Consider the following 24,045-nt stretch of genomic DNA (forward strand, 5'->3'; position numbering starts at 1 on the left):
TCAAAAGAGAACCTTGCGCAGCCTTTAATTTTTTCATTCTTTCATTGAATCTCAAGCCCCATTATAAAGTCATTCATATAATATCCGTTTCCTATCGGAAAATCCCCTTCCCTCAATTTCTTCATTCCCATACGTTCATAGAAATTCAGCGCTTTATTGTTACGGTTCACATTCAACTCCATCAGGCATGGACTAGGATGTACTTCCTTGATATATTTGACGGCTTCATGAAATAAGAAGCTACCGCAATGTGATCCTTGAAAGGAGGGGAGTACATATATTTTCTGTAAGTGAAATAGATCTTCACCTTGTTGTTGCACAGATACATAACCACACACTTCTTTGTCCTTGTATCCAATGAAATATACATGTCCTTCTTCTTCCATTTGCTTGCGGATGTTCTCTATGGAGTACATCCATTCCATCATGTAATCGTTTTGCTCCGGTGAAAGTATGTCCTTGTAAGTCTCCGGAAATATCTGCCATGCAAGTTTATGAATCAGCTCACAATCGGCTGTAGTTGCTTTTCTGATATTTAACATAGTTCGTTGTATTTATATCTTTTCCGCAAAGATACATTTTTCTCTTATATGTTATTCTCTCCCTTGGTGCTTTATTAATAAGGTGTGAATAGAAAATAGTGTTAATTAAATAAAATACAAGGTACTTTGTATTGCATAGTACTAGGATAATGCATATATTTGTGTCATACAAAGAAAAGCTCTATTTCAATCAGTTGCTATCTTTGCTGTAAAATAGAAAATTGTCGAATCGTAAACCAATAAGAGATGGACGTAAATAATGTAAAGTCGCAAATGCGTAAGGGCATGTTAGAGTATTGCATCATGCTACTGCTTCACAAAGAACCGGCCTACGCTTCGGATATCATCCAGAAACTAAAGGAAGCCAAGCTGATCGTAGTGGAAGGAACGCTTTACCCGCTGCTCACTCGTCTGAAGAATGACGATCTATTAAGTTACGAATGGATAGAGTCCACACAAGGACCACCACGTAAATATTACAAGCTCACTCCGAAAGGGGAAGTTTTTCTTGGAGAGTTGGAAGTCTCTTGGCGTGAGTTGAATGAAACAGTGAATCATATAGCCAACTATTAGATTCAGGATATTAAAAACCTCGTATCAGTATAAATTTTAAAAACAAATAGCAATGAAAAAGACATTAACAGTAAATTTGGGCGGAACTGTTTTCCACATTGATGAAGACGCCTATCGCCTTTTGGATAACTATCTATGCAATCTGAAACTGCACTTTAGAAGACAAGCCGGTGCTGACGAGATTGTAAATGACATCGAACTCCGCATCTCTGAACTTTTTTTAGAGAAGCTGACTGCTGGCTCTCAGGTTATCACTATAACTGATGTAGAAGAAGTAATCAATCGTATGGGGAAACCTGAAGAGATGGAAACAGGGACTGAGGAGAATGCTGCTTCCGGTTCCGGAAATACGAAGGGTGCCTCCGGTGAAAGTTATGGTTCCGGTTCCTGGAATGGTGATAATAATTCTTCTTATACTTCAACCCGTCGCCGTTTGTATCGCAATCCGGACGATAAAATGCTGGGTGGCGTGATAGGGGGACTTAGTGTTTATTTAGGTTGGGATTCTACTTGGTTCCGTTTGATTTTTGTTCTTTGTGCAATCTTTGGTTTCAAGTTTTTACTTCCTCTCTATATCATTTGCTGGATAGTGATTCCCGAAGCTCGTACAGCAGCTGAGAAGTTGAACATGCGTGGTGAAGCTGTTACGGTAGAGAACATAGGAAAGACTGTGACTGATGGTTTTGAGAGAGTTACCAATAATGTAAACGATTATATGAAGTCTGATAAACCTCGTACTTCTATGCAAAGGACTGGTGATACATTATTAATGATTGTCGGTTGGTTCCTGAAGATTTGTCTGGTTATTGTGGCTATCATTTGCAGTCCGGTACTGTTTGTTTTCGGTATTGTATTTGTAGCTTTGCTCATTGCCGCTATTGCAGTTGCTATTGGGGGTGGTGCAGCGTTGATGTCCTGGTTTCCGGATATTGATTTTGTATTGCCTACATCTCCTTTGTCAGCCATCGTACTATATATTGCAGGTATCCTCGTAGTAGGTATTCCTCTGGTTAGCCTTGTTTTCGCAATCTTCCGTCCGGTGTTCAATTGGCAACCTATGGTTTCCGGGTTGAAGTGGACATTGCTTATTCTGTGGATTGTTAGTGCTACCATCTTCTTTATCTGCTATACCATGCAAGGATTTACATTCCCGGAATTGCTGATGCGAGGGTAACAAGTTGTTATTAAGTTTTTCTGGGGGCTTGGAGATGTTATCAAAGATATCTCCAAGCTATTTTTTTAATTAACCATAAATCCTATAAATATGATTACATCTTTTATATGGGTGAAGGCAAAAAAGTAGATGTTTTTTTTCTTTTAGCGTTTAAAATATGGGCTACAACTATCTGTAGGACATTTTAAAAGGGGGTAGCCTTTTAGTTTGGATGGCTACACCCTTTTACTCTTATGGTGTAGCCCTTTTGTGGTTAAGGCTACACCCTTTTTGATGAAAGGTCACGCTTTTTGATTGAAAAGTGCTTATTGTTTACACAGAATCTCCATTAATGGCAGTTTCCGTATTTATTTTGATAATAAATATCTAAAGTTTATTTTTTCATTCTTAGCACTCTGACTCCCGTCCAATTTTTATTTTTCTTCAGCATCTGTCCCAAAGTCACTTTAGAAATAACTACTTTCTTCTCTTTAGAAGAAGCGTGCAGCAGACTCAGTTTGCCGTTTACATAGAAAGCAATACCCATATGGGCTACATCCAGTCCCGGAGTATTTGTAGTAATAGCAATGATGTCACCATTCTTTATCCAAGGCAGACCGGCGAATGGTAGTTTATCTTTGGGAACATAATGGAATTCCTGACCATTCAATGACTTTTCTATTTCTTTCATCTTTGCTACGTTTTCCGGAGAGTTACTTAGCTGCTTGTATAGCTTGGGATGAGAAGACATGTAGGAAAGAGAAACTTGCTGTATATATGGACTGTTAGCTGTTGTTACATCTTCCAGGAAACCGTTACGAACACCATTGTTTACCCAGTCTGCAATGTAGTGCAGGCGGGAAGTATAACCGTTTATCTTTCCGTCGCGATAGCGAATCATCTGGAGCTTATCGGCAAAATCGCCTTCGGCTATCTGCCCGTCTTCGGTAGGAGAGAGGGCCATAGCAAGAGTATATTCTACAAAGGTGGTGCAATCTACTTCATCACAATTGATGATAAGTTCTTCTTCACCATCAGTAACTTCCAACGTGTGTGCTACGTAAGGAATATCCAGAAAATTTATTCCATTGTTCAGCATGGCGTTGTCTTTTTCATCTGTCTGAGCACTGACAGTAGCTACACAAAGCGCACTGAACAGGAGGGTAATCATTGTTTTCATTGTTCTTTCGTTTATTAATATAAATAAAAAAGGATGTCGCAAAAGTACGACATCCTTTTCATAAATTCTTAATTTGGACAGATTAAATTTAATATTGATAGATTAAATTTTTGTAATCCGCCTTTTTGTCAAATGGTACGATGGAGAAGCCGTATTCAATGGCATTTTCTACACCGGGCCGAATCAGATACGGTTCGTGTGCTATAGCTCCCCAACTATTATCACCACCTACACCCATCATACGATAGTCGATAAACATATCTACCTGTTTTACAGGTTGTGGGTCGGTGAGGTGACGGTGATTCGTTTCGTTGGTACGTGGAGCACCATTGTCGATGGTTTCGCCGCTATCCAGACTTCCAAGCAGATAGTTGGAAGCATTCAGTTCAAACGTACGGTCGGCAATGAAGAGTAAACCGGCTTTTTGTTTAGTGGTGAGTGCACACCAGTAAATATCCGTACGATGCTCATTTTCTTGCGGACGGATGTACGGTTCGTACAAGTCCTTTATCGGAGTAGTATATTCTCCGATAAACTGGGAAGTGCGACGATCACGATAGTTCTCTTCCGGACCACGGCCGTAGTAAGTAAGGTCGTTTAATATTTCCGATAATTGCATGCGCAAACCTACACGGGGTATCATTGGAGTTTCCGTACCTTCGGCTACAAAGCGATTATCCACTTTGATAATGCCATTGGCAAAGACTTTATAGGTAATTTCCCACTGCGCATCTACCTGCGGAAAACGATAGGTAACTTTTACAATGGACTTGTCACCATCTTTAGAAACATTGAACGATTCTGCCTTAGGTGTCTGGTAACTGGCCTCGCGCCATGCTTTCAGGCGAGTGGGAAGCTTTGCTCCGTAATCATTATCGGTAGGTGCACGCCAGAAGAAAGGTTGCGGACCTTGACCGTTATGGATATACTCTTGTTTCTTATAGATATAAGAGGTCAGCAAGCCACTTTGTTTATCAAATGTAGCTTTGAAATCATCACCGCTGAAAACAACCTGTGAAAAGACTTCATCTACTTTAGCGGGATCCATGCGTACCACTTCTTTCTTAAAGAACGGATGAACATAAGTTTGTTCACGTGCGATTACCGTACCAACCGGTAAGAAAGGTTCTGCATTACGTATGGTTGCATAGAACTCGATGCGTACATCTCCCGTAGTATTCTTTTCTTTAGGAATACCTTGCAGGAATGCACTGGTAGCTGTCTTGCCCGGAGCAGCATTGATATTGTCCATCTGACCTTTATAAATCTCTTTTCCATGATCGCGAACGACATAATGGAAATCATATTTATTTAGATCAGTAAATGAGAAGTCATTGCGTATCTGCACCGTGCAGGTTTGCGGATCGAACTTAATGAATTTAATGTTCTGATAAACCTTACCCATTTCAATAGTCTGGGGCTTTATACTGCGGTCGGGATAAACTACACCATTGATGCAGAAGTTGCCATCGGAAGGAGTTCCGGTATCGCCGTAGTCACCACCATAATTCCAGTATTTGCGTCCGTCGCTGGTCTTGGCGGCAAAGCCTTGATCTACCCAGTCCCAGATGCAACCACCTTGTAATATCGGATATTTCTCAATTACATCCCAATAGTCCTGGAAGTTGCCAAGACTGTTACCCATAGCATGAGCATATTCACACAGGATAAGCGGACGAGTCATTTCCTTATTCTGGGCATACTTTTCAATAGATTGGGGAGAAGAGTACATCGGACAATAAATATCCGTATTCCATTCTAATCCGGCACGTTCGTACTGGATAGGACGGCTATCGAGCATCTTCAGAGTATTATAAGTAACGTAGAAGTTCAGTCCGTTTCCAGCTTCGTTACCCAATGACCAGATGATTACAGACGGATGATTCTTATCGCGTTCGTACATATTCATGGTACGGTCGAGGTGAGCATTCATGAATAACGGATTGTTACCCAAAGTACCACCTACATTGAGGTTATAACCCATACCGTGGCTTTCAATATTTGCTTCATCAATTACGTACATACCATATTGGTCGCAAAGTTCGTAGAAGCGTTCCTGTTGCGGGTAGTGGCAAGTGCGTACGGTGTTCACATTATACTTTTTCCAGAGTTCGAAATCCTTAATCATAAGATCTTCCGGAACGTAATGCCCCGTGTATTCATTATGCTCGTGTACATTCACACCTTTTATAAGGATAGGCACGCCATTTACAAGCAGTTGCTTATCCTTAATCTCTATCGTACGGAAACCTACCTTGCAACTGGTAGCTTCTATTACTTCGCCATTGGTGCGCTTCAGGCTGATGACGAGTGTATAAAGATTAGGTGTTTCAGCCGTCCAATGCTTTACACCATGGAGGGTTTTCTTCGTGAATTCTACTTCGGTCTGATCACCTTCCACACGGGTAGAGGACTGGGTTACTTGCTGATCCTGGTCATCGAGTAAACGATAGGAAACTACATAAGGAGACTTTATATCACTTTCGTTCGTAAGCTTCACTTTCAGTTGCAGGATACCATCCTTGTAATAAGAATCCAGCGGAGTCTCTACCTTGAAGTCTGCAATATGGATTTTGGGCGTGGCATAGAGATAGATATCGCGCTCTATACCGCTGATGCGCCAAAAGTCCTGACATTCCAGATAATTGGCATCCGAGAAACGGTGTACCTGAATGGCAATCATATTCTTACCTTTTTTGATCATGGCGGTAACGTTGAAGCGGGCAGGAGTTTTAGCATCCTTGCTCATACCTACAAACTTGCCATTCATGTAATAGAAAGCAGCACCGCGTACACCGTCCGCACTGAGGAAGATTTCTTTTCCATCCCAGTCATTACCTACAACGAAATCACGGCGATATGTTCCTGTCGGATTCCAGTCTTTGGGTACATAAGGCGGATTAGGCTTGTCCCAATAAGGTTCGTAACCCTTAGAACAGAACTCGTAAGGCTGGTTGACGTAGATCGGAGTACCGAAGCCCTGCAGCTCCCAGTTACCCGGCACATTGATGTCCGGCCAACGGTTCACATCAGTACGCACATTCATGAAGTCTGTGGGACGGTCGGCAAAGTTTTCCACATAGTTGAACTTCCATTTCCCGTTGAGGGATAGGCGGCTGGCTCCGTTCGTCCGGTCGTTGACGATAGCATCTTCTTCGGTGGCATAAGAAGTGAATGTACTTCGGGGAGCCTCTTTGTTGATACTGGTCAACTTCGGATTGGTCAACTGGTCGTAACGGTCTTCCTGTGCCTGAAGGGCGAGGGGTAGTAATACGAAACAGGTGATAAAAGTCAATTTTTTCATGAGTTGATATATTAATTATTTTTTCTCGAATTTCACCCCGTCACGCAACCACTTCTCCAGTTCTTCTGTCCACTGGCGTTTGTAAGTGAAGTTATCACGGAAGCCCCAGCCATGTCCGCCAATGGGGTAGATGTGCATGGATACGGGAACTTTCTGTTGGTTGAGAGCAAGGAAGTAGCCGATACTATTCATGGGCGGCACAGCGCCATCATCAGCAGAAAGTACGATGAAAGCTTGTGGAGAGCGGGGAGATACACGACGTTCCAGAGAATACGCGTCTTCCAGTTCCTTGGTCGGATTATCACCAAGAAGGTTCTTGCGCGAACCTCCATGAGTAATGCCCGGTACCATCGAGATTACCGGATAAAGTAATATCTGAAAGTCCGGACGCGTTTCATCACTACTGTAAAGTGTAGAGAGAGAAGCAGCCAGGTGTCCTCCTGCCGATGCACCCATAACGCCTACCTGATTCGGATTGATACCCCATTCTTTGGCATGTTGACGAATAATGCGGATGGCCTGTTCTGCATCTGAGAGGGGCACTTCGCGGTTCCCGTTCGGCATACGATATTTCAGAACAGCATACGTGATTCCCTGTGTGTTGAACCAAGATGCCATGTCATGGCCTTCGTGATTCATTGCCAGGCGGGCATATCCGCCGCCCGGACACATCAAGATAGTCATACCGTTCGGCTTTGCCGGACGATAAACCGTGATGGTCGGATTAACGACATTGGCCACACGGCCGCCGTTCAAATCTTCCTGATCTCCTGTCAGGCCATTCGTATTAGGAGCACCGTTGGGCCACAAGGGTATCTCAACGGGCTTCTGAGCAGATAGCAGAGTTGACATAAACAATGCTGTGATAAATAAAATTGTTCTCATTGTATTTCTATTATTTGGTTTTCATCGAAGCCTTGATAAAGTAAATTATCAGCAATGCATAAGCACCCAATGCCAGTACTTCTGACCACGTATTGTTTACCCAGGCATCATTCACCAGGTTGATACCTCCGAAACGCATTGCTGCACTGACTACGCCCATAAGTGCACCACCGGCAATGAAACCGGATGCCAGCAACGTACCTTTTTCGCCACGTTCTGCATTGAGAGCAGCATCCTTGCTACGGCTGGTTACGTACCAGTTCACAGCACCACCCACAACGAGAGGAATGTTCAGTTGTAATGGAATGAACATACCCAATGCAAATGCCAGTGCGGGAATTTTGAATGCATTCAGTACGATAGCAAGTACTGCACCAATGCCGTAAAGCAACCAGGGAGCACCCACGCCATTCATTAACGGTTCAATAACTGCCGCCATCGCATTAGCTTGTGGAGCAGCCAGTTGTCCGCTGGTAAATCCGTATGTCTTATTCAGGATAATCATTACACCACCTACGGTTGCAGCTGAAACAATCGTTCCGAGGAACTTCCAGGCTTCCTGTTTGGCGGGTGTACTACCCAACCAATAACCGATTTTCAAGTCAGTAATGAACCCACCTGCCATAGATAGTGCCGTACACACAACGCCACCCATTACCAATGCAGCTACCATTCCTTCAGGACCTTTCAAACCAACAGATACCATCACTACCGATGCCAGAATCAATGTCATCAGCGTCATGCCGGAAACCGGGTTCGTACCTACGATTGCAATGGCATTGGCAGCCACAGTCGTAAACAGGAAAGCGATACCTGCCACCAATAGAATAGCTACCACAGTATGCAGCAAACTGCCTTGCATCACATCGAAGTAGAAGAATAAGAATACCAGTAACAGCGTTATAATAGAACCGATAGCAATAATCTTCATAGAAATATCGCGCTGAGTACGCTTCATGCTGGCTTCTACATTGGATTTTCCACCCATCTCCTTAGCTGCCAGTCCTACAGCACTCTTGATAATACCCCATGACTTGATGATACCGATGATACCGGCCATAGCGATACCACCGATACCGATGCTCTTGGCATAATAATTGAAAATTTCTTCGGGAGCCATGCTACCTACGGTAGCCACAATTGATGGATTCCACTGGTTCAGCACGCTGTCACCCCAGATCATGGACATTCCCGGAATGATAATCCACCATACAGCCAGTGAACCGGCACAGATGATAGAAGCATATTTCAGACCTACAATATAGCCCAAACCAAGTACGGCCGCACCTGTATTCACTTTGAATACCAGTTTTGCTTTATCAGCCAACATCTCACCAAAGCCGCATACACGTGTGGTGAAATTTTCGTTCCACCAGCCGAATGTGGCAACGATGAAGTCATATAAACCTCCAATAATACCTGCCAGCAACAACGGTTTGGCCTGGCTTCCGCCTTTCTCGCCCGATACCAGTACCTGTGTGGTAGCTGTTGCTTCGGGGAAAGGATACTTGCCATGCATATCACTTACAAAATATTTACGGAACGGAATGAGGAAGAGAATACCCAACACACCTCCCAACAGAGAACTGATGAATACTTGGGTGAAAGTAACTGTGATTTCTTCCGGATAAGTTTCTTGCAGAATGTATAAGGCGGGCAGGGTAAAGATGGCACCTGCCACGATAACGCCGGAACTGGCGCCGATGGATTGGATAATAACATTTTCACCTAACGCATTCTTACGTTTGGCTGCGCCTGATACGCCCACGGCAATAATTGCAATAGGAATGGCTGCTTCGAACACTTGTCCTACTTTCAATCCCAGATAGGCTGCCGCAGCCGAAAAGAGGATAGCCATAGCGATACCCCATAATACAGACCAAAGGTTAACTTCCGGGTACTTCTTGTCAGGGCTCATCAACGGGTTGTAGACTTCGCCCGGTTTCAGTTCACGGAATGCATTTTCCGGTAGACCGGTCAATTTCTCTTCTTCTTGTTTCATAGTTTCTTAATTGCTTTTATGTTTTATAGTTATTATGTCGTCAATTAATTGTTTATTTTATCCAAATCAGCTTCAAAGAAAGCAAAAAAAAAGGAGAATTGAAAAATTCTCCTTTATTCTTATATATAAAGATGCTTATTTTACATCTTTCGGTGTCATATCTCCTTCTACAAAGAGTCGCATCATTTCTGTTTTGGCATTCGTGCGCAAAGTGATGGACTTTTTGAAGTGTCCCGGATACTTGCCTGTTCCGTTGTAAGTAATCTTAACGGTTCCGGTTTTGCCCGGCAATACGGGTTCCTGAGTATATTCGGGAACTGTACATCCACAGGAAGCTACGGCTTGATGTATAACCAGCGGAGCATCGCCCACATTGGTGAATGTGAATACACAACTTACTACCGGATCATTTTCAGAAAACGTACCGAAGTTATGTGAGGTTTTATCAAACTTAATATCAGCTTTCCCCTGTGCCGAAACGTAACCAATGCTCAGTACGAGCATAAACATATACAATGTAAGTCTTTTCATGTCTATAAATCTTTTGTATTACACAGTGGGCAAAGGTAAGGCATTTTTGTGAAAATTAATCCAATGATGTGCGAAATAGTATTAAATGCGCCTCAGAAGGTGCTGTGGCGTATGATTAATAGTGAAAAATAAGGGAAAGAGAGTGCCGAAATCAGCTCTGTATCATGCAGGTATTTCTCTTTTTCCATGCCTATATTCTCGAAATAATGATAGTTATATTCGGGATGGAGATGGATGCAACGGTGAACTTCTTCGATACATTGAGAAAGTTTCATGATGACAATGGTAGTCTTTTCCTCCATATATTTCTCTATTTCTTCGGCGGTAATGATACCGGGAATGACGGTCAGGCGTTCCTCTTGGCTGGCAATATGAAGTCCTGCACAGGCACCTGCTGCAATGAAGGCGGGGATACCGGCAATGTGTTGCACAGGAATATTGTCGGCTTGTAGTTTTTCAAAGATATAGTGTATGGAAGAATAGAAACCTGCGTCTCCTTCGGCAACGATACAGACTTTTTTATTTTCTTTGTGAAGAAGGGAAGCTTCGCTATACACTTTATCGTAAGCTGCGAAAGCCTGTTCCCGGTTCTTACTCATAGGCAATGCAAAGCGGGAGAGGGTGGTATCCGGAATATCCAGCGCGTGCAGTATGCCGGCAGCCCGCGAGAATATCTGTCCGCTTATGGTGCGAGTTTCAGGACAAAAGATACAATCGGCATTTTGCAGGGCTTTCAAGCCTTTCAGGGTGATAAGGTCCGGTTCTCCGGGACCGAGGGATACGAATATGACGGGGTTGGACATTTTGTTAGTGATTAATGGTTAGTGTTTAGTGATAAGCACCCTCATAATAACTTTTATGGGGAGTGCAAAATTGGGGATTTTCTGAATATAAAACAAAATAAAACCCGATTTCTTGTTTATCTACCTTTTCTTGCTTACTAAAGTCAAACGCTCTGGTGCAACGGTACTTTTTAATGAACCGAATGCAATAATAGCTTGCTTGCCAACTTGATGCTATCAATATACTTGTCTGCCGTTCAATGAAGCAAAGATCTGTACGAGAAAAGGTTAGCATGTAAAGTCTGAAAACAGTTAGAAAAAACGGCTGAAAGACTTGACTTCGCCTTCCTTATGTAGTATATTTGTAGGGCTTTGAAGAGAACATAACTTTAATAGTAAACCTAAAAAACTTAGCAAATGACAAAATCTAATCTTTCTTTTCCGGACTTTGGCGGATATGTATTATTACTGCTGGTTTTCTTGTTTTTAGTAATATAATTTTATTGTTGAGAATTGGGGATATCCGTTCTTGGAATAATAACATACGAAAAACGATAAAGGCGATACTTCCTCATAAGGATTATCGCCTTTTTTGTTTGTATTTATCGCTTTTTGCTTTTAAGTACCCCTTTTACGTTTTTAATAAACGTTGGGTACATTCTTTAAAAACGTTTCTGTTATTCTTTAAAAACGCTGTTTGTCGTTATTAATGGGGTAGTTGATTTTGTTGTGATTTTTACCCGTTGGATTCCTTTCTGGGTTTTCAGGTCTTCGGCGCATACTCCCCAATATGTAAACTATTTAGGTAGAGTACTACCTCCGGTTATATTCGGTATGTTGGTAGTTTATTGCTATAAAGATATAGATTTTCTATCACCTTCATACGGCACTCCGGAAATACTATCGGGTATCTGTGTAGTCGTTATTCAAATGCTTTTTAAGAATATGGCTTGCTCTATTTTATTAGGGACTGGATTGTATATTCTACTCATAAACTAAAATATAGTTATAACGAAATATGACCTTACATGGGGTAGGGCATTACGAAAAGCGGAGATGATGAAATAGATTGCTTCTTTTATTTGCATTAGCTTCCGGAATAGCGTATATTTGTATTTCGGCATACGACAAAGAACTCTAACTTTTTAACATCATGATAGATTATCAATTAAATACCCGCCTGAACGGGAACTTGGCAATGACCTTTTGTTTCCACGAAAATAAAGCACTGCAACAGGATACTACTTTATATAAGTTCATTTGGGTGCGGAGTGGAAACTTGACTCTGGAGATAGACCATATTCCCATACAGTTGGAACAGGGCGAAATCATAAGTCTTACTCCTTTGCAACATATTGAAATTAAATCGGTGGAGGGAGAGTACCTCACTTTTCTGTTCAACAGCAATTTCTACTGTATATTCGGTCATGATGACGAAGTATCCTGTAACGGTTTCCTTTTTCATGGTTCTTCCCAAGTGATGAAACTGAAACTTTCGCCGGAACAATCCGCCAACCTGAATGACATTATTCGTATCTTCCGGCAGGAGTCCGCCGTTCGCGATAATCTGCAAGAGGAAATGCTACGTATCATTCTCAAACGTTTTATCATCACCTGTACCCGCATTGCCCGTGAAAAGTGTGGCGTCACGCCGGAACAGGAAAAAGCCTTTGATATCGTCCGCCGTTTTTATATTCTGGTTGACCAGCACTTCCGCGAAAAGAAGCAGGTACAGGATTATGCCGACCTGTTATTCCGTTCCCCAAAGACACTCTCCAATCTGTTTGCCTCCTGCGGAGTATCTTCCCCGCTGCGTATTATCCATGAACGGATAGAGTCGGAGGCCAAGAGATTATTGCTCTATACCCCTAAAAGTGCCAAGGAAATCAGCGAACTGCTGGGCTTTGAAGATTTGTCCACTTTCAGCCGTTTTTTCAAGAAAATGACCGGTGAAAGTGTATCTGATTTCCGTAAATCGAACACAACGGGAAATATTGCCAACTGATACGGTGGAATTGCCATTTCACACCCCGACATAAACCCCGATTTTTGCATCAGAAAAACAAAACAATTCATTAATGCAATAATCGTATGGAAACAAAATTAAAATCTATGTTCGTAGCAGCCCTGACACTGGCTGCATCTACTCAAAAGTTAGGTATCAATCTTATCCGTGTGGCAATTCTGGTTATTTTCGTTTGGATCGGCGGATTGAAGTTCTGGAATTATGAAGCGGAAGGCATCGTACCTTTTGTGGCAAACAGCCCTTTCATGAGCTTCTTCTATACACACGATGTTCCCGACTATAAAGAGTATAAGCTGAAAGAAGGAGAATTTGATGCCGCGAAGCATGAGTGGCACAAGGAGAATAATACGTATGGTTTTTCTCACGGATTGGGTATTCTTATTATGAGCATCGGTATCCTTACATTCCTCGGCATATTTTGGCCGAAAGTAGGACTGGTAGGTGCGGGACTTGCTATTATCATGACTCTCGGAACGCTTTCTTTCCTTGTCACCACACCCGAAGTATGGGTGCCCAACCTGGGCAGTGGAGAGTTTGGTTTCCCTTTATTGACCGGTGCAGGAAGATTAGTTATAAAAGATATAGCCATTTTGGCCGGTGCAATTGTTATATTAGCAGACAGTGCGAAGAGTGTACTGGAACATTTAAAAAAATAAAGATATGAAAAAGTATGATGCCATTATCATTGGTTTCGGCAAGGGTGGGAAGACCCTGGCTGCCGAATTTGCAAAACGTCAGAAGACGGTTGCCATAGTAGAACGTTCAGATCGTATGTATGGAGGCACGTGTATCAATATCGGCTGTATTCCTACAAAGACGTTGGTACATCTGGCTAAGGAAACTCCGGTAAAGGCTACGTGGGAAGAGAAGAAGGATTATTATCGTCAGGCCATTGGTCGTAAAGAAGAGGTGACTTCCTTCCTGCGGAATAAGAACTATCATAATCTGGCTGATAATCCTAATGTGACGGTGTATACAGGTGTCGGATCGTTTGCTGGTCCTGATGTGGTAGAAGTGCGGACGGAGACAGAAGTAATTGAATTGCAGTCTTCTCAGATCTTTATAAATACCGGTGCGGAAACCATTGTACCACCTATTGATGGAATAAAAGAGAATCCCCGCGTATACACCAGCACTTCCATCATGGAACTGGAAGAACTTCCCGAACGGCTGGTAATCGTGGGTGGAGGTTATATCGGCTTGGAATTTGCTTCCATGTATGCTTCTTTCGGTTCGGAGGTGACGGTACTCGAAGGGTATCCCGAACTGATTGAGCGCGAAGACAGGGATATTGCCGCCAGCGTACAGACCGTATTGGAAAAGAAAGGTATTGTATTCCATCTCAACGCAAAGGTACAATCCGTGGACGGTGCAACAGTGATTTATGAGGATGCTGTAACTCATGAAATCCATCACCTGGAAGGAGATGCTATCTTATTGGCAACAGGGCGTCGTCCGAACATCTCGGGACTGAACCTGGAAGTTGCCGGCGTGAAAGTGAATGAACGGGGAGCCATTATTGTAGATGAATGGTTGCGTACTACTAATCCGGCCATCCGTGCCATTGGCGACGTAAAAGGCGGATTACAATTCACCTATATTTCATTGGACGATTACCGCATTATCCGTGAGGATTTGTTTGGTGCAGGAGAACGGCGTACGGACGACCGTGAGCCTGTGAGTTATTCGGTATTTATGAACCCTCCTTTGGCACGTGTGGGGCTGAGTGAGACGGAAGCCCGTAAGAAAGGACTGAACATAAAGGTGAATACACTTCCCGTAGCAGCCATTCCGCGGGCACGTACTTTAGGTGAGACTGACGGATTGTTTAAGGTAGTAGTGGATGCCGATACAAATAAGATTCTGGGCTGTTCCCTGTTCGGACCGGAAACAAGTGAGATCATTAATATCGTATCTATTGTAATGAAAACGGGACAGGAATATACTTTCTTGCGTGATTATATATTTACACATCCAAGTATGAGCGAAGCATTGAATGATCTGATGAATTTTTAGACATTCTTATATAAGAGGTGTTCGGGCACAAATTCGGTTAAATTACAGGACGGGTATTTGCGTATCTCCCCAAAAATGACGAATATTGTGCTCGAATTCTATACCTTTTTATTGTCATGAAACGAACTACTGCAATAACTGTCTCCCTTTTAAGTATTTTATGTGTGGCTTGTGGCCCGAAAAACAAACAAAACTCTATTGATTTACAGGCTATCACAGCCTCCGTATCAGCCACAGACTCTATTTATCCGGTTTATGCCCAAGGGTTTGAAGTGAAATATCTCCCCAATCATGTCCGCTTGGTGGACTTGCGTGATCCTCAAAATGAAAGTAGTAATACTTTCCATTATGCATTGGTGCCCCGGGGGACGAAACCCGAAAGGATTCCTTCTGATTATACGGTGATCGAAACACCGGTACGCAGTGTCATTTGCATGACTTCTTTACAATTATCCAATTTCATCAAACTGGAAGCCTGCGATAAGGTGGTGGGTATAACCAGTACACGCCACTTGTTCAACAAAGAAATGAATGAGCGCCTGAAGTCGGGTAAGACTGCCAAAATAGGAATTGAAGGTAATTTTGATAATGAAGTGATCATGAGTGTGAATCCGGATGTCATTTTTATCTCCCCTTTCAAGCGTGGCGGATATGATACGATGCGTGAAATCGGAATACTTTTGGTTCCGCACCTGGGATATAAGGAAATGACTCCGCTGGGACAGGCGGAATGGATTAAATTCATCGGCTTGTTTATTGGACAGGAAGAGGAGGCAAATGAAAAATTTGCTGCAATAGAAAAGCATTATAACGATCTGAAACAACTGGCTGCTGATGTAAAGAAGCGTCCGGTAGTATTCAGCGGTGAGATACGTGGAGGAAACTGGTATGCAGTAGGCGGTAAGAGCTTCCTGGCCGAGCTGTTCCGTGATGCGGGAGCCGATTACTTCTTGAAAGACGATCCCCGTTCCGGTGGCGTTACACTAGATTTTGAAACAGTATACAGCCAAGCGGAGAGTGCCGATTACTGGCGTATTGTGAATAGTTACGACGGCACATTCTCTTATGACGCTTTGAAATCCCTTGATCCCCGTTATGCCGACTTCCGTGCATTCCGTGACAAAGGCGTTATTTATTGCAATATGCGCGAGCAACCTTTCTACGAAAGTATGCCAATGGAACCGGAAATAGTGCTGGAAGATCTGATCCATGCGTTCCACCCCAATTTATTACCTGATTACCAACCGAAATACTACGCACGTTTGCAATGAAAAGGCCGACACTGCTCCTGATGTTGGTGATACTGGCATCTATATTCCTGTTTTTCTTACTGAACCTGCTGTTAGGCTCTGTCCATATTCCTTTTCGTTCCGTCTGGAACATCTTATGGGGGAATACAGATGAGTCCATTATCTGGCAGAATATCATTTGGAAATCCCGTGTGCCGCAGGCATTGACGGCATTGGTGGCGGGAGCGGGGCTATCGGTGAGTGGTTTGCAGATGCAGACGGTTTTCCGGAATCCGCTGGCAGGACCGTCAGTGTTGGGTATCAGTTCGGGTGCCAGCCTGGGAGTAGCCTGTGTGGTATTGCTATCGGGAGCGATGGGCGGTGTGGCATTGAGCAAGCTCGGATATATGGGAGAAGTGGCGTTGTCCATTGCAGCGATTATCGGAGCACTGTCCGTGATGGCGCTTATCGTATACGTTTCACAGAAAGTAAAGGGAAATGTGACGCTGCTGATTATCGGTGTGATGATCGGTTATGTGGCAAGTGCCATTATCGGCGTATTGAAATATTTCAGTGTGGAGGAAGATATTCGTGCATACGTCATTTGGGGACTGGGTAGTTTTGCCCGTGTGTCGGGGGATCAGATGATACTGTTTGTCTGTATCATGGTGGTCTTGTTGCCACTCTCGTTTCTGCTGATAAAGACGATGAACTTGTTGCTGCTGGGCGATGGATATGCCCGGAATCTGGGGCTGAACATCAAGCGGGCACGCCTGTTGGTGATCTCCTGTTCAGGTGTACTGGTAGCGATTGTGACGGCATATTGCGGTCCGATTATGTTTATCGGTCTGGCTGTTCCCCATCTTTGCCGGGCTATATTTCATACATCCGACCATCGGATACTGATGCCTGCCACTTTGTTGGTAGGGGCTTCGTTGGCGTTGGTGTGTAACCTCATAGCCCGCATGCCGGGATTTGAAGGAGCTTTGCCGGTGAACTCGGTGACAGCTTTGGTAGGTGCTCCGGTGGTGGCATCTGTGCTCTTCAGGAAGCGTAAAGGGGAACTGGAAGAATAATTGAGAATTGAAAATAAAGAGGTCTTGAAACAGGAAACTATACATATTGAGAAACTATCCATTGGCTATCCTAGTAAAGGAGATGTGAAAGTCGTGGCAAGCGATATTTGTGCCGGAATCAATAGCGGGGAGTTGACTTGTCTGCTGGGTGCCAACGGGGTGGGGAAGTCTACATTGTTGCGTACACTTTCTGCATTTCAACCGAAGTTATCCGGTGAAATACGTATACAGGGAAAAGAGATTGGCTCTTATACGGACAAACAGCTTTCAAAAGTGATCAGTGTAGTCCTGACTGAAAAGTGCGACATCCGCAATATGACTTCTGTGGAACTTATCGGTCTGGGACGCAGTCCATATACCGGTTTCTGGGGAACACTCTCCAAAGAAGATAAAGAGGTAGTGGATCATGCTATCAACCTGGTCGGAATATCTCACTTGGCACATCGCATGGTACATACACTGAGTGATGGTGAACGACAAAAAGTGATGATTGCCAAGGCACTGGCTCAGGAAACTCCGGTGATTTTCCTGGATGAGCCCACTGCCTTTCTTGATTTCCCGAGTAAAGTGGAAATGATGCAATTGCTCCATCAGCTGAGCCGGCAGACGGATAAGACTATTTTCCTGTCTACACATGACCTGGAACTTGCCTTGCAGATTGCGGATAAAATCTGGTTGATGGATAAGGTGAACGGGGTGACTATCGGAACTCCCGAAGACCTTTCACTGGATGGAACCCTCAGTGGTTTCTTTGCCCGTAAAGGAATTGTGTTTGATCTGGAGACAGGATTATTCCGGGTGAACAATGAGTATACTTCCCATATCCGTATTGTCGGGCACGGACAAAAATACGCTATGGTGCGGAAAGCTTTGCAAAGAAATGGTATTCTGGCAAACCGAAACGTGGAGTCGGACGTTTATATTGAAACGGGAGATTTGAAAGGGGACGGTACTTTTGTACTACACCCGGTAAACGGCGAAGCGGTGACTGTGCAAACCATTGGTGAACTGCTTGCAGAGATTGTGAAAATTCTATGAGACATTCGACAAAAGATAATTATCTCTATCTGACTACCACCCCGGTGCCCCGTCTGATAGTATCATTGGCTGTACCTACGATTATCAGTATGTTGGTTACGTCATTCTATAATATGGCGGATACGTACTTTGTGGGGAAGATCAATACTCAGTCGACGGCGGCTGTAGGTATTGTGTTCTCGGTCATGTCCATTATTCAGGCGGTGGGCTTTTTCTTCGGACATGGTTCGGGGAACTATATTTCGCGGAAACTCGGTGCGCAGGAGACTGGGAATGCAGAGAAGATGGCGGCTACCGGTTTCTTCTGGGCATTGTTTATGGGTATATTTCTGGCAGTAGTGGGACTTATCTTCCTTACCCCGTTGTCGTTAGGATTGGGTTCTACACCTACTATCCTGCCTTATACGGAGAAATACCTAGGCATCATATTGCTGGGTGCCCCTTTCATGACTGCTTCGTTAGTACTGAACAATCAGATTCGTTTCCAAGGAAATGCAGCGTATGCGATGGTAGGAATCGTATCGGGTGCGGTGATTAATGTGATACTGGACCCTATCTTGATTTTTGTTTTTGATATGGGGATATCGGGTGCTGCGCTGGCTACAGTCATCAGTCAGATATGTAGCTTCTCCCTGTTGTTGTATATGGGTAGAAAGGGAGGCAATATCCGTATCCGTTTCAAGAACTTCACGCCCTCACTGGCTTTCATAAAGGAAATTATCGGTGGTGGTACTCCTTCGCTTGCCCGTCAGGGGCTGGCGAGTGTAGCTACTATTTTGCTGAATGTGGCTGCCGGGGCTTATGGAGATGCGGCTATTGCGGGCATGTCTATTGTTACCCGTATCGCAATGTTCATTAATGCATTTCTGATAGGTTTTGGGCAAGGTTTTCAGCCGGTATGCGGCTTCAATTATGGTGCAGGATTGTATGCGCGTGTTCGTCAGGGATTCTGGTTTTGTGTAAAGGTGGGATTCATTTTCTTACTGGTGTGTGCGCTGGCAGGCATGGGATTTGCAGAAGAGATTGTTTCTCTGTTCCGTAAGGGAGACCCGGATGTAATTGCAGTAGGTGCTGCTGCCTTGCGTTGGCAGTTCATTACTTTTCCGTTGGGTTCATGGATTGTGATGAGTAATATGATGTTGCAGACGATTCGTAAACCGGTAAAGGCTACCATTATTTCTTCTGCCCGCCAAGGATTGTTCTTTATTCCGCTGATTTTTATCCTGCCTCATTATCTGGGTTTGCAGGGTGTGGAAATGTGTCAGGCCGTTGCTGACCTTCTTACGTTCATTCTTGCCATACCGTTGACATGCAGTGTACTGAATGAAATGAAACGAAAGCAGGCGGGGCAGTTGTAAATCAGAAACGGTATCCTACGGTGAAGAACGAAGCGAGATTCTTGGGAGAGAATTTCTCAATGCCGGATGATTGCAATAGATTATCCAGCTGGTCGTTTACCTTGATCATTCCTAATTGAAGCTCTGCTCCGAATATAAATTTGTGATATTCGATGTTGAGGCTGAACATAAGGCCGGCGTCAAAGCGTTTGTTTCCCATTTTGTCATCTATCCGGTTACCGAAAGTATCTATACGGAATCTGTAGCTTCTGTTAGGATTGTATTCACTACTGTAATCATATTCCTCCATCTCGCCGGATGTCTTTCCGCCTACGCCATAGGCAATATACGGGCCGGCACTCAAGGAAGCACTGTAATTCTTTCCAAGGTTGAGGCGGGCGGCCATCATGATGGGGAGCTGGATATACAACTCGTTCATATTCACTTTGCCTACGTATTCCACTTCTTCACGGGCACCTATCGATACGAAGTTCAGTGATGGTTGAAACACCCATGTGCGGTTGAGTTCATAGTTCATGCCGACACCTACTTTGTAGGCGATACGTGTATCACTTTCTACATTTTCTCCATAGAAGTTGGAGGTACCGACTCCGGCTTTTACCTGAAAGGAGATAGGGGATTGGGCACTTGCTCCCAATGCTATGATTGCAAAGAAAATAGTGAGAATAGTCTGTTTCATTACTTGAACCTTGTAAGGGGTTGATGTTTATTTGCTCGCAAAGATATAAATTATATGATTACATACAATTCCTGTTGGGGGAATATTATAAGCTACGAGCTACAAGCTACGGGTTACGAGTCGCTGTGCTATATTTCGTGGGGCTCACGACGGGTATCCCATACATCTACGATATAAATTATGCCCGCAGTTTCATCTATGCGATATATTACCTTACAATATTTATGAATGAGTAATCCTCGGTAAACATACTCCCGATTTGCTAATAAAGGCTCTATTGGAGCCATATAAGGATTGGAAGAAAGACGTTTTTTGTTTCTCTGATAGGTTTCAATCAACCTGTGTGCAATCTCAATGCCCCATTGCTGTTACAAAAAGCGGCAATCTTGCGTAGCTCCTGAGTAGTTTCAGGATAAGTCTTTATTTTCATAGTGTGCGCATGAAATCTGCTAATTGGGCGTCTTCTGTTTCAGAATCAATTACATTTCCTTCGATGATCGCTTTTTCTGCTTTATCAATTCGCTCATGTAATTCATTCATTGTATACAGAATCATGTCTTCATGTGCTACATCTTTTGTTGATGTAGAATTACGCAAACGACGTATATAACGACTTATACGGCGCATCGCCGCTTCATCATCCATCAATGCATTGATATCTTGTAAAATACTACGTTTTAATTCAAAAGTTGTCATACATCCTCCTTTTTGAATGGGTATGCCACAAAGGTAGTGTTTTGGAAAGAACACACAAAATGTTATTCTATAAAGTTTTGCCCAAAGGGGATGAGCTACACAGCTAATTAATAGAATTTCCTGATCAGCCAATCTACCAGACTAAACGGCAGCATAGGTTTGATGCGGGCAAAGAATACTTGCTCCCACGGACCGACCTTTGTGCGGAAAGTAGGGCGGCGGCTATTTACCAGTTTGCAGATTGCTTTGCCTAACTTTTCCGGTCGGCAACCATTGTTTTCAGACAACTCTACATTTTGCATGGCTTTTGCAAAACTCTCTTCGTATTGTGGATGGGAGAGAGTGGTCTGGCTCACTTGCCGCTGCGCTGTGAAACCAGTTTGGAAATCTCCCGGTTCGACTACGCAAACTTGTATACCCAGTGGTTTTACTTCCTGGTAAAGTGCTTCACTATATCCTTCAATCGCAAACTTTGATGCACTGTAGAAAGCCTGAAAGGGAACGGCAAGGACGCCTGCAATGGAACTGATATTTATGATTCGTCCGTGTCCGGCTTCGCGCATGAAAGGCAGTACTGCTGCACACATACGGACGGCACCCGTAAAATTCGTATTCATCTGGCGCTGTATCTCTTCCTCGGTAGTGAGTTCGATAGCTCCGCTGATACCCATCCCGGCATTGTTGACAAGTACATCAATGCTACCTTGCTCTTTCAGAATTGTCGATATGGCATTGGATACTGATGCAGGATCAGTAATATCCAATTGCAACATTGTGAAGCCGGGATTATCGGATACTGCTTTCCGACTGGAGCCATAAACGATATGTCCTTGTGCAGCCAACTGCGTAGCAATGACTCTTCCAAAACCGGAAGAAGCACCGGTGACGAGGATTATTTGAGGGTGTTTCATATTTGAGGTTTTTAATTTAAGTTTCGCATATAACCTGAAGGGCTTTTATTATATAGCGTAGGACTTTCAGCCTGATAGACTACATGTAAAACTTGTTTTTTTTATTCTATGTAATTATTTTCCCTTCTTCGCTGATGAGCAGAATCGTTAGCTCTCCTTCAGGTAGCAACGGGTCACAATATTGATGACACAGTTCGAGTAAACGGGAGCAAAAAGCTTGCAAATCTTCAGCAGAGAGCAATGTCCATAACTCACGGGCTAATGTTATCTTTTCGATAACAGCAAGTGTTTCCCCGCCGCATCCGGTAGAAAGTGCTACTTCACGTAGGAAATCCTTATTCATCGTCACCTGTTTGCTGTGCGTATCCAGATTGCCTTCTGCCAACTTCACGGCTTTTCCTATCATGATACCCAAAGTCACCGCTTTGATTTCCAAATCTGCGGCAATCTTTATCGTATCTCCAATGAAGTTTCCGTAATGAATAAATGCCTGTACAGGCAGTTCGGGATAATACCCTCGGACATACTTTTCACTCTTTGCACCGGAATTAAGGACGATGCGCGGGCTTCCTGTTGCTCGACCTACTTCCATAGATTTGCGGATGGAATCTATAAATGCTTCGGAAGAAAAAGGTTTCACGATACCCGAAGTTCCGATGATAGAAATACCACCCTCTATACCCAGACGGGGATTAAAAGTCCGCCGGGCTATCTCTTCGCCACCCGGCACGGAAATAGTGACGGCAAAAGGATTGGGTTGTTTGGAAATGCCAAGTCGTTGAAGGCATGCCTTTACATTGTTTTCAATCATTTTGCGGGGAGTAACGTTGATGGCAGGTCCTCCCACTTCCAGTCCTAAACCCGATAGGGTAACAATGCCTACACCTTCGCCTCCACAGACAATAACGGTATAATCATCAGCACCAAGTTCTGCGGGTGTTGGATCGTCAAAACGGAAAGGCACGGCAACATTGGCCTTGATTTGCATGCCATTGGTTACATCGGGGTCATCACCTGCATCTTTGATGACAGTGGCATCTGCCTCCAGCCTCCAGTCATCGTTTACACAGCTGGGATGCGGGTAGAGTTCTTGCTCTTCGACGGGAACATAAATGGTTTCTCCGTTAGGGAGAATAACAGGGAATTCTTCGGGTCGGGGCTGGCGTTGAACATTGAAAATATCCCAGGTTGCAGCTACAGCGGCCGCGGCTGCACAGGTACCCGTAGTCAGACCACTACGCAAAGGGTAAAAATCGGGCAGATGCTTTTCAATCATCCGGCGTAGGCCATGTTCACCGTTCACTATCATAAAACTTCCGGGCATTGGCGGACGACGGATTGCAAAAATGCGGATACCTTCCTGAAGGGCAGCTTCCACTTTTTCATTGAATCCTCCGGAAAGTCCGCTTTCCTTTATCAATATGGCTTCGGGGTGAAGTCGCTGTAACAGGATGCGTTCGTCTTCGCCTGCATGGTAGTAATGCAGATATTTTTTGGGAAAACCTTCACGTTCGGCCAGGCGGCGGGAGCTCTCACGGTTAAGGATACGAAAGTAGCAACAGGCACTTTCCTGCCAGAGGGGCTTTAGCTTGGCAATGCTTTGTACCCCTGTCAGTGCCAGGAGGGTGAAGATATCTTCTTTCCTGATTTGCCGGATGGCATCTTCAAAATCATCGCACCAGGTGATGTGCTCTTCATCGCGTGGCGGATAAATACGTTCGAATCGGATGACAAGCAGGTTCAGGGTATGGGCTACTTTCTCTACGGTCTGGTGTAGTTGTATGGCAAAGGGGTGGGCAGCGTCTACCAGTAATTGAATGTTATGTTCCCGGCAACAGCGCTCCAAGTCCAGTTTATCCATGGCACCATGCAGGCGGATACCGTGGTGCATAGTTACTTCCTGCTCGTCTCCTTTGGTAGAGTAGTAGAATGGTTTTCCGGCTTCTTCAAGGGTACGGGCAGCGATGCGTCCTTCGGTGGTTCCACCTAATATTAATATCATTACTTTTAGGTTTTAGTTGAACAAAAAGTGATAGGGTGATAAAGTGATAGCACTCCGTGATA

21 protein-coding genes are annotated in these 24,045 nt (G+C 43.9%); 10 read left to right on the top strand and 11 right to left on the bottom strand.

The window, feature by feature from the left end; all coding sequences use genetic code 11:
• Positions 1–41: 41 nt before the first annotated feature.
• Positions 42–542: a GNAT family N-acetyltransferase gene (locus tag BWI44_RS03200; RefSeq protein ID WP_286811384.1), complete on the bottom strand. Its 501-nt coding sequence runs from the start codon at positions 540–542 to the stop codon at positions 42–44.
• A 246-nt stretch (positions 543–788) separates the two neighbouring features.
• Here BWI44_RS03200 and BWI44_RS03205 point away from each other — a divergent pair, with 246 nt between their 5' ends.
• Both BWI44_RS03205 and BWI44_RS03210 read left to right on the top strand, forming a co-directional pair.
• Complete coding sequence (locus BWI44_RS03205; RefSeq protein ID WP_007218263.1) at positions 789–1,115, top strand: PadR family transcriptional regulator; 327 nt, start codon at positions 789–791, stop codon at positions 1,113–1,115.
• Between the two features lie 52 nt (positions 1,116–1,167).
• Positions 1,168–2,289 carry a PspC domain-containing protein gene (locus tag BWI44_RS03210; protein WP_115501863.1) on the top strand — a complete coding sequence of 374 codons (1,122 nt, stop codon included), beginning with the start codon at positions 1,168–1,170 and terminating at the stop codon, positions 2,287–2,289.
• Between the two features lie 373 nt (positions 2,290–2,662).
• On the opposite strand, the gene BWI44_RS03215 is transcribed toward BWI44_RS03210, so the two are convergent.
• The 6 genes from BWI44_RS03215 to BWI44_RS03240 form a co-directional block, all read right to left on the bottom strand.
• Positions 2,663–3,448 (bottom strand): N-acetylmuramoyl-L-alanine amidase-like domain-containing protein, encoded by a 786-nt coding sequence (locus BWI44_RS03215; RefSeq protein WP_117694231.1) that lies wholly within the window; start codon positions 3,446–3,448, stop codon positions 2,663–2,665.
• 88 nt (positions 3,449–3,536) lie between these two features.
• Positions 3,537–6,752, bottom strand: a complete 3,216-nt coding sequence (locus BWI44_RS03220; RefSeq protein WP_195208944.1) for a glycoside hydrolase family 2 TIM barrel-domain containing protein — start codon at positions 6,750–6,752, stop codon at positions 3,537–3,539.
• Between the two features lie 15 nt (positions 6,753–6,767).
• Positions 6,768–7,637, bottom strand: coding sequence for an alpha/beta hydrolase (locus BWI44_RS03225; protein ID WP_115501865.1), 870 nt, complete (start codon positions 7,635–7,637; stop codon positions 6,768–6,770).
• Positions 7,638–7,647: 10 nt separating this feature from the next.
• Positions 7,648–9,639: an OPT family oligopeptide transporter gene (locus BWI44_RS03230; protein ID WP_007213898.1), complete on the bottom strand. Its 1,992-nt coding sequence runs from the start codon at positions 9,637–9,639 to the stop codon at positions 7,648–7,650.
• A gap of 135 nt (positions 9,640–9,774) precedes the next feature.
• On the bottom strand, positions 9,775–10,170 hold the full coding sequence (locus BWI44_RS03235) for a DUF1573 domain-containing protein (RefSeq protein ID WP_138293298.1): 396 nt from the start codon (positions 10,168–10,170) through the stop codon (positions 9,775–9,777).
• Positions 10,171–10,262: 92 nt separating this feature from the next.
• Positions 10,263–10,973 carry a precorrin-2 C(20)-methyltransferase gene (locus BWI44_RS03240; RefSeq protein ID WP_007663014.1) on the bottom strand — a complete coding sequence of 237 codons (711 nt, stop codon included), beginning with the start codon at positions 10,971–10,973 and terminating at the stop codon, positions 10,263–10,265.
• Between the two features lie 708 nt (positions 10,974–11,681).
• Here BWI44_RS03240 and BWI44_RS03245 point away from each other — a divergent pair.
• The 8 genes from BWI44_RS03245 (at position 11,682) to BWI44_RS03280 (ending at position 19,695) form a co-directional block, all read left to right on the top strand.
• Positions 11,682–11,951, top strand: coding sequence for a branched-chain amino acid transporter permease (locus BWI44_RS03245; RefSeq protein ID WP_007663012.1), 270 nt, complete (start codon positions 11,682–11,684; stop codon positions 11,949–11,951).
• 157 nt (positions 11,952–12,108) lie between these two features.
• A complete protein-coding gene (locus BWI44_RS03250) occupies positions 12,109–12,957 on the top strand; it encodes a helix-turn-helix domain-containing protein (protein WP_195208990.1) in 849 nt (282 codons plus the stop codon).
• Positions 12,958–13,043: 86 nt separating this feature from the next.
• Positions 13,044–13,634: a DUF417 family protein gene (locus BWI44_RS03255; protein WP_195208945.1), complete on the top strand. Its 591-nt coding sequence runs from the start codon at positions 13,044–13,046 to the stop codon at positions 13,632–13,634.
• Between the two features lie 4 nt (positions 13,635–13,638).
• Positions 13,639–14,994, top strand: coding sequence for an FAD-dependent oxidoreductase (locus BWI44_RS03260; protein ID WP_138293300.1), 1,356 nt, complete (start codon positions 13,639–13,641; stop codon positions 14,992–14,994).
• A gap of 116 nt (positions 14,995–15,110) precedes the next feature.
• On the top strand, positions 15,111–16,265 hold the full coding sequence (locus tag BWI44_RS03265) for an ABC transporter substrate-binding protein (RefSeq protein ID WP_118422654.1): 1,155 nt from the start codon (positions 15,111–15,113) through the stop codon (positions 16,263–16,265).
• Positions 16,262–17,299 carry an iron chelate uptake ABC transporter family permease subunit gene (locus BWI44_RS03270; protein WP_007663004.1) on the top strand — a complete coding sequence of 346 codons (1,038 nt, stop codon included), beginning with the start codon at positions 16,262–16,264 and terminating at the stop codon, positions 17,297–17,299. The genes BWI44_RS03265 and BWI44_RS03270 overlap by 4 nt, the downstream gene beginning before the upstream one ends.
• A gap of 24 nt (positions 17,300–17,323) precedes the next feature.
• Complete coding sequence (locus tag BWI44_RS03275) at positions 17,324–18,337, top strand: ABC transporter ATP-binding protein (RefSeq protein ID WP_195208947.1); 1,014 nt, start codon at positions 17,324–17,326, stop codon at positions 18,335–18,337.
• Positions 18,334–19,695 (top strand): MATE family efflux transporter, encoded by a 1,362-nt coding sequence (locus BWI44_RS03280; protein ID WP_195208948.1) that lies wholly within the window; start codon positions 18,334–18,336, stop codon positions 19,693–19,695. Before BWI44_RS03275 ends, BWI44_RS03280 begins: the two co-directional genes overlap by 4 nt.
• Position 19,696: 1 nt before the next feature.
• Here the strand turns inward: BWI44_RS03280 and BWI44_RS03285 are convergent, their stop codons facing one another.
• From BWI44_RS03285 to cbiD, 4 genes are all read right to left on the bottom strand, one after another.
• Positions 19,697–20,374, bottom strand: coding sequence for a porin family protein (locus tag BWI44_RS03285; RefSeq protein WP_195208949.1), 678 nt, complete (start codon positions 20,372–20,374; stop codon positions 19,697–19,699).
• A 426-nt stretch (positions 20,375–20,800) separates the two neighbouring features.
• Positions 20,801–21,070, bottom strand: coding sequence for a hypothetical protein (locus BWI44_RS03290; RefSeq protein ID WP_195208950.1), 270 nt, complete (start codon positions 21,068–21,070; stop codon positions 20,801–20,803).
• 107 nt (positions 21,071–21,177) lie between these two features.
• Positions 21,178–21,981: a 3-ketodihydrosphingosine reductase gene (gene kdsR, locus BWI44_RS03295; protein ID WP_007662998.1), complete on the bottom strand. Its 804-nt coding sequence runs from the start codon at positions 21,979–21,981 to the stop codon at positions 21,178–21,180.
• 106 nt (positions 21,982–22,087) lie between these two features.
• Positions 22,088–23,983 (bottom strand): cobalt-precorrin-5B (C(1))-methyltransferase CbiD, encoded by a 1,896-nt coding sequence (gene cbiD / locus BWI44_RS03300; protein WP_117691375.1) that lies wholly within the window; start codon positions 23,981–23,983, stop codon positions 22,088–22,090.
• Between the last annotated feature and the right edge of the window lie 62 nt (positions 23,984–24,045).

This window comes from Bacteroides sp. Phil13 (assembly GCF_001940965.1).
Classification (GTDB): domain Bacteria; phylum Bacteroidota; class Bacteroidia; order Bacteroidales; family Bacteroidaceae; genus Bacteroides; species Bacteroides intestinalis.